Origin of the sequence: Variovorax gracilis, assembly GCF_030317115.1 — a bacterium.
Classification (GTDB): domain Bacteria; phylum Pseudomonadota; class Gammaproteobacteria; order Burkholderiales; family Burkholderiaceae_C; genus Variovorax; species Variovorax gracilis.
This window is the reverse complement of sequence record NZ_JASZYF010000005.1, coordinates 382,866-389,744: the sequence shown is the minus strand read 5'-3', so window position 1 is coordinate 389,744 and position 6,879 is coordinate 382,866. Positions and strand designations below refer to the sequence as shown.

General features: G+C 65.3%; 6 protein-coding genes and 1 pseudogene. 3 read left to right on the top strand and 4 right to left on the bottom strand.

Annotated elements, in window-relative coordinates; genetic code table 11:
• From QTH97_RS13700 to QTH97_RS13685, 4 genes and pseudogenes are all read right to left on the bottom strand, one after another.
• Positions 1 to 258 (bottom strand): annotated as a pseudogene (locus tag QTH97_RS13700) (ABC transporter); the annotation flags it as partial.
• Between the two features lie 40 nt (positions 259 to 298).
• Positions 299 to 1,312: an ABC transporter permease subunit gene (locus QTH97_RS13695; RefSeq protein ID WP_286568709.1), complete on the bottom strand. Its 1,014-nt coding sequence runs from the start codon at positions 1,310 to 1,312 to the stop codon at positions 299 to 301.
• A 21-nt stretch (positions 1,313 to 1,333) separates the two neighbouring features.
• Positions 1,334 to 1,495: a hypothetical protein gene (locus QTH97_RS13690; RefSeq protein ID WP_286568739.1), complete on the bottom strand. Its 162-nt coding sequence runs from the start codon at positions 1,493 to 1,495 to the stop codon at positions 1,334 to 1,336.
• Positions 1,488 to 2,732: an ROK family protein gene (locus QTH97_RS13685; RefSeq protein ID WP_286568708.1), complete on the bottom strand. Its 1,245-nt coding sequence runs from the start codon at positions 2,730 to 2,732 to the stop codon at positions 1,488 to 1,490. The genes QTH97_RS13690 and QTH97_RS13685 overlap by 8 nt, the downstream gene beginning before the upstream one ends.
• A gap of 290 nt (positions 2,733 to 3,022) precedes the next feature.
• Here QTH97_RS13685 and QTH97_RS13680 point away from each other — a divergent pair, with 290 nt between their 5' ends.
• The 3 genes from QTH97_RS13680 to QTH97_RS13670 all read left to right on the top strand — a co-directional run bounded on the left by QTH97_RS13680 (position 3,023) and on the right by QTH97_RS13670 (position 6,793).
• A complete protein-coding gene (locus QTH97_RS13680; RefSeq protein ID WP_286568706.1) occupies positions 3,023 to 4,429 on the top strand; it encodes a selenium-binding protein SBP56-related protein in 1,407 nt (468 codons plus the stop codon).
• A gap of 27 nt (positions 4,430 to 4,456) precedes the next feature.
• Positions 4,457 to 5,149 carry a hypothetical protein gene (locus QTH97_RS13675; RefSeq protein WP_286568705.1) on the top strand — a complete coding sequence of 231 codons (693 nt, stop codon included), beginning with the start codon at positions 4,457 to 4,459 and terminating at the stop codon, positions 5,147 to 5,149.
• A gap of 234 nt (positions 5,150 to 5,383) precedes the next feature.
• Positions 5,384 to 6,793, top strand: coding sequence for an MFS transporter (locus QTH97_RS13670; protein WP_286568704.1), 1,410 nt, complete (start codon positions 5,384 to 5,386; stop codon positions 6,791 to 6,793).
• Positions 6,794 to 6,879: the final 86 nt, after the last annotated feature.

Here is a 6,879-nt window from a genome sequence, read left to right as displayed (position 1 = left end):
TCCCGCGGAGATGAAGCCGTCGATCTGCGAGAACTGCTTGTTCAGGTCGTAGTCGGCCGACAGCGCCGTGACCTTGGCATTGGGGTTGTACTGCTTGGCCTTGGCCTCCGCACCCTTGGCGAGCGAGACGAAGAAGGGATTGCCCATCGAGCCGAGCGTGATGCCCACGTTCTTGAACTCCTTCTGCTGGGCGTGCGCCACGGGCAGGGTGAGGGCAGCGGCAATGGCGGCGAGGGTGAAGAGTTGCTTGGTGCGCATGAGAGAGTCTCCGGGTGGTGGGGTTGACGAGCAGGGTGAGTCAGGTTCTTGCCGAGTCTTTGCGGCGATAGCGGTCGAGTGCCACGGCGCCGATGATCACCAGGCCCTTGACGATGTACTGCCAGATGTCGGAGACACCCATCAGGATCAGGCCATTGGTGAGCACCGCGATGATCAGCGCGCCGATCAGCGTGCCGAGGATCGATCCGGTGCCGCCGACGAAGCTGGTTCCGCCCAGGATCACGGCCGCGATGGCGTCGAGTTCATAGGAGGCGCCGAGCTGCAATCCGTTCGCCGCATAGAGCCGTGCCGATGCCATCACGCCGCCGAGCCCTGAGAGCAGCCCCGAGGTGCAGTACACGAACAGCAGCACCGCCCACACCTTGATGCCCGCGAGCCGCGCGGCCTCCGGGTTGCCGCCGACCGAGTAGATGTTCAGGCCGAGCACCGTGCGCCGCAGGATGAACCACGACAGCGCGATCACCGCGAAAGCGATGATCACGAGCCAAGGCACACCCAGGACGTCGCCGTTGCCGATGAAGGCGAAGGGCAGTTGCGGGTTGAACACCGTCGTGTCGTTGCCGATCAGCCGCGCGATGCCTCGCACCGCAGTGAGCGAACCGAGCGTGACGATGAAGGGAGGCAGCTTGACGAAGGCGATCAGGATGCCGTTGATCAGCCCGAACAGCAGTCCGCATGCCAGCCCGCCGGCGATGCCGAGCATGCCGAACTGGGGAAAGTTCGACACCAGCATCGCCACGACGGCCGAGGCGGCGAGGATGGAGCCGACCGACAGGTCGATGCCCCCCGTGAGGATGACGAAAGTCATCCCGGCCGCGAGCACGATGTTGATCGAGGCCTGCTGCGTCATGATCGAGAGGTTCTGCAGGCTGAAGAAGTTCTCGCTCGCGAAGCTGAAGCCGATGCATAGCAGGATGAGCACCGGCAACATGCCGAGTGCGCGAATGATTTCCTTGCCCGTTGCGCCGCGCAGCGCGGAGGGCAGGGCGGGGTTCTCCGTCGTCGGGATGGCGGGCGATGCTTGCTTGTTCATTGCATGTCTCCTGGGGGCGTCTCAGTGAAGCGTCGGTGTGTGGGTGGGAACTGCGCCCGTGGCGAGCGCGACGATGTTTTCCTCGGTGATGGCCTGTCCGCTGCCGCCGCCGACCTCGCCGGCGAGATGGCCTTCGCGCATCACGATCACGCGGTTGCAGATGCCGATCAGAGAGTCATGCATTGGCAATCTCCAGGTTGGCGGGGTGAGGACGACCACGCAGCACGTCGGCGCGTGGCGAGAAGTTGAAGAACATGGGCAGGCTCGCCGCGCCGATGGCGCCGGCGTCCGCGCGGAAAGTGCCGCGCAAGATGCGAGGGGTCTGGCGCGACTCGGGGGCGATCAGCCGCAAGCCGGCGTCGACGCGTTTCATCAATTCGCTGACGATGCCGTTGTCGATGTCGCAGTCGATCACCACCGCGGGCAGGTCGAGCACGGCGAGCGATGCGCGGATCGAGGGCACCAGCGCATCCACGCAGTCGTCGAGCCACTCGCGCACTTCGGCGCTGCTGGACTGCACGCAGGTTTCCAGGTCCGCATGGTCCCGCACCGCGATGCCGTGGTGCCGCAGATGGCGTGCGAGCGAATTGAGCGATGCGCGCGAGAGCAGGATGTCCCAGCGTCGGTCCGCCGCCGGCGCCGAAGCCAGCTTGCTGGGCGGCACCGGCATGAGGCCAAGGTCGGCCGCGTTGCCGCTGCTTCCACGAAGGCTCTCGCCGCCGATCACCGCGCCGGCGCCGAGCGCTGCGCCGATGAAGACATAGAGGAAGTCGCTTTCCTCGCGCCCGACGCCGAAGAACATCTCGGCGATCGCTGCCGCGTTGCCGTCGTTTTCCTTGAAGACAGGCTGTTCGACGGCTTGGGCGAGCAGGGCGCCGAAGTCCACTTCGTCCCATATGCGGAAGTCGGCCTTCAAGTCGAGTTCGCGCAGCCAGCTCCCGAGGTTGTAGGGTTGGGCCAGGCCGACACCCATGAAACGGCGGCGTTGCGCGGGGTCGAGCACCGTCAGCATCCGGCCGACGTCCTTGCGCACCAGCGCGAGCGCCTGATCGGGGTGGGGGAGCAGCAAGTCGTGCGCCTCGCGCGCCAGGATCTTGCCGCCCAGATCGATCAACACCGTCTCGATGCTCGTGCGGTCGAGGCGCACGCCGATGCCATAGGCACCTTCGGGGTTGATGCGGTACAGCCCGGCGGGCTGGCCGCGCTGGCCTTCCTGCCGCCGGCCCGCGGGCTCGATCAGCCTCGACTCCTCGAGGGACTGCACGATGCTGCCGACGGCCGTGTTCGTGAGTTGAGCCCAGCGCGCCAGGTCGGCCTTCGATGCCTCGCCCGCACGGCGCAGCCGCTGCAGCAGCGTGCGCTCGTTGTAGAGGCGCAGGTTGACCGAATTCGTGCCACGCCCGGGACCGGCTGATTTCACTGAGTGTCTCCTTGCCACCCCGGCAATACCGGTGTGCCATTAATTAATTCAAGTTGAATAAATGGTAGAAGCGAGGCGGTGAGAGGCCTTGGGGGTTAACCCGGAAAAATGCAAGAAAGTATGTATCTGGGCCTGCCACGTCCTCCGAGCGGCGGCTCCGCGTCATCACGGTATCGGTGCTCACTTCGTGATGCACCGAAGGGCTACCGCCAGTGACGCGCGGCGCGCATACTGTCGCGCGACCAGGCTGCGGCCGAGCGGTCACGTCGAAAATTCTGGAGGAGCCCGCCATGCTCGAATCTCTGCGAACCGACCCCACTTTCCACCCCTCGCCGCGCCTCGCGATGGAAGCCGAGCCCGAGCGCATTGCGTACACCGCACTGCTCTCGCCGGACGCGTCCCGTCCCGATGCCTTGGCGGTCGTGGATGTCGATCCTTCCTCCAAGACCTACGGCACGGTGCTGCATCGCCTCGACATGCCGAATCGGGGTGACGAGTTCCATCACTTCGGCTGGAACGCCTGCAGCTCGGCGCTGTCGCCGATGTCAGGCCACGCCTTCCTGAAGCGGCGCTACCTGATCATCCCGGGCATACGCTCGTCGCGGGTCTATGTCGTCGACACGCAGCCCGATCCGACGCGCCCGACGATCGTGCGCGTGATCGAGCCCGAGGAGGTCGTTCGCAAGACGGGCTACTCGCGTCCGCATACGGTGCATTGCGGGCCGGAGGGTCTCTACATCAGCACGCTCGGTGGTGCCGGCGCGGATGGCACGGAGGGGCCGCCCGGCGTGTTCCTGATGGATTGCGAGAGCTTCGAGATCCTTGGCAAGTGGGAAATCGAACGCGGCCCGCAGAAGCTCCACTACGACTTCTGGTGGAACCTGCCGCGCGACTACATGGTGTCGAGCGAATGGGGCCTGCCTCCGCAGTTCGAGAACGGCATCGTGGCCGAAGACCTGTTGGGCAATCGCTATGGTCACCAGCTCCATTTCTGGGACTTGCGCGCTCGTCGACACGTGCAGGCCATCGACCTGGGCGCCAACCATCAGATGGCGCTGGAGATTCGTCCTGCGCATGATCCGACGCGCGAATACGGCTTCGTCGGCGTGGTGGTCGACACCACCAACCTCGAAGGCTCGATCTGGACCTGGTGGCGCGAGGGCGGCAAGTTCCACGCGAAGAAGACGGCGGTCATTCCGCCAGAGCCCGCCGATGCATCGCTGCTGCCGGACCTCCTCAAGGGATTCGGTGCCGTGCCGCCTCTGATCAGCGACATCGATCTCTCACTGGACGATCGGTTCCTCTACGTGGCGTGCTGGGGTACCGGCGAGTTGCGCCAGTACGACGTGACCGACCCGATGAATCCGCGCCTGGCAGGCAGTGTCCGCATCGGCGGCATCGCCAAGCACACCGCGCATCCGAATGGCTCGGCCTTTGGCGGCGGGCCGCAAATGACCGAGATCAGCCGGGACGGCAAGCGCGTCTATTTCACCAACTCGCTCTACAGCCGCTGGGACGCGCAGTTCTATCCCGAAGGCATACCGGGGCGGCAAGTGATGTGCAATGTCGGCAAGGACGGCGGCATGGAACTGGACAAGCGTTTCATGGTCGATTTCGGGCCGGACTACGGCGCGCACCAGATCCGCCTGCAGGGCGGCGACTGCTCGACCGATTCGTTCTGCTATCCGTCGGCCTGAGGCGGCCGAGCCGATGCCGGGTCCATCGTGAACGCGGCGGCAACGGCGTCCCTCTGGGCCGGCGTGGTGGCGATCGGGGTCTACCACGGCCTGAACCCCGCCATGGGTTGGCCGCTCGCGGTGGCCAATGGCTTGGGCGAGAAGCGCAATACCGCGGTGTTCGCCACCTGGGTCCCCTTGGGCATCGGCCATCTGCTGGCGATGACGCTCGTGCTGGTGCCCTTCGCGATGCTCACGTGGATGCTGCAGTGGGGCCAGGAGATCCGCATCGGCGTTGGTGCCCTGGTGATGCTGTTCGGCGTGTCGCGGCTGGTGTTGCCGCATCGTCATCGCTGGTCCGGACGCATCCGGCCGACGCAACTGGCGCTATGGTCCTTCCTCATGGCGACGGCGCACGGCGCCGCGCTGATGCTGCTGCCAATTCTCCTCGGGCTGTGCGAGCCGCTTCCTGCAGGCAGGACGGAGGCTGCAGCGTCCTTCAGCAGCCTCGACCATGAATCCATGATGTCGCTGATGCGTTCAAGCGTGGGGACGGCAATCACGGTTTCGCTGGTCCACAGCATCGCGATGATCGTCTCGGGGCTGGGGATCGCCTGGGTGGTCTATCGCTACCTCGGCCTGCGTGCGCTCCGCACGGCATGGCTCGATTTCGATGCGGTCTGGGCAGTGGCGCTGATTGCCTCGGGCGCTGCTGCGGTGGTGACTGCCGTCTGGGCCTGACCGGCGCTGGCCCCCCGGATGCCGCCAGGATCCCGCAGGCCTGGGACAAACCCTGACTGTGTGCGAACAGTGAACAGTCGCGATCGATGATCGATCGGCGGATGATGCCGCCGCGTTGTGCAGATGACGGCGGCGCCTCACAGTCGCGTCCTCAGTCCAAGGTATCGCCAATCGACTGAACCCTGCCCCGATTGCTTGCAGACCCATTCGAAACCCACCCTATCGGAGAGACAAATGAGCACCGCCACGGATCATGAGCCGCAAGGCCGACACCAGTCGAAGAAGGCAGCCGCCAGCGGCTGGATCGGCTCCGCGCTGGAGTACTACGACTTCTTCATCTACGCCACCGCGGCGTCGCTGATCTTCCCGCAGATCTTCTTTCCCTCAGGCAACCCGAAGATCGCCATCATCGCGTCGCTGGCCACTTATGGTGTCGGCTACATCGCGCGACCCATCGGTGCATTCGTGCTCGGCCACTGGGGGGACACCCGCGGCCGCAAGCACGTGCTGATCGTGTGCATGTTCCTGATGGGCTTCTCGACCATCGCGGTCGGCCTGCTACCGACCTACAGCCAGGTCGGCCTGCTCGCTCCGGCCTTGCTGGTCGCGCTGCGCCTGATCCAGGGCTTTGCCGTGGCCGGCGAGATCTCCGGTGCGAGCTCGATGATCCTCGAGCATGCGCCTTTCGGCCGCCGCGGCTTCTTCGCCAGCTTCAGCCTGCAGGGCGTGCAGGCCGGCCAGATCCTGGCCGCCGCAGTGTTCCTGCCGCTGGCGCACTACATGCCCCAGGAGGCGTTCCTCTCATGGGGCTGGCGCATTCCTTTCCTGCTGAGCTTCGTAGTGATCATCGCGGGCTACATCATTCGCCGCGAAGTGGATGAGACGCCTGCGTTCGCCGAGGAAGTACGCCAGGGCGAAGTGCAGAAGGCGCCGATCGTCGAGGCACTGACGAACAACTGGCGCGACATGCTCCGCGTGATTTGCGCTGCTTTGATGAACGTGATTCCCGTCGTCGCGACCGTCTTCGGCGCTGCGTACGCCGTGCAGCCCGCCTACGGGATCGGCTTCGAGAAGGACATCTACCTCTGGATCCCGGTGCTTGGCAATATCCTCGCCGTGCTCGTCATTCCCTACGTTGGCAACCTGTCCGACAAGATCGGCCGCAAGCCGCCCATCATCATCGGCGCGCTCGGTTCGGGGCTGCTGTCCTTCGGCTATCTCTATGCGATCAGCATCCACAACGTGCCGATGGCGATCGTCATGTCGCTGCTCATGTGGGGCATCGTGTACCAGGGCTACAACGCCGTGTTCCCGAGCTTCTATCCGGAACTGTTCCCGACGCGTTCGCGCTGCTCGGCCATGGCCATCTCGCAGAACCTCGGCACTGCCGTCACGGCCCTGTTGCCCGCGCTCTTCGTCGCCGTGGCGCCTCCCGGCGCGACCAACATCCCGCTCATGATCGGCGCGCTCACCTTCGGTATCACCATCATCTCCGCCCTGGCCGTGCTGAGCGCACGCGAAACCTATCGCATCCACATGAAGGACCTCGGCAACCCGAACGCGGTGCCGGTGCCCAAGCAGGAGTACGAGCGCTTGCGCGAGCAGACCCTCGCCGATGCGAGGATGGTGAAGGCAGTCGCGTAAGTTCAAGCACTCCAACAGCCGCCGCGCTCCAGTGCAAAGCTGCTGTGCCAAAGTCCAGGATCCCCGCGGAACCGGCTCGGCCGGGC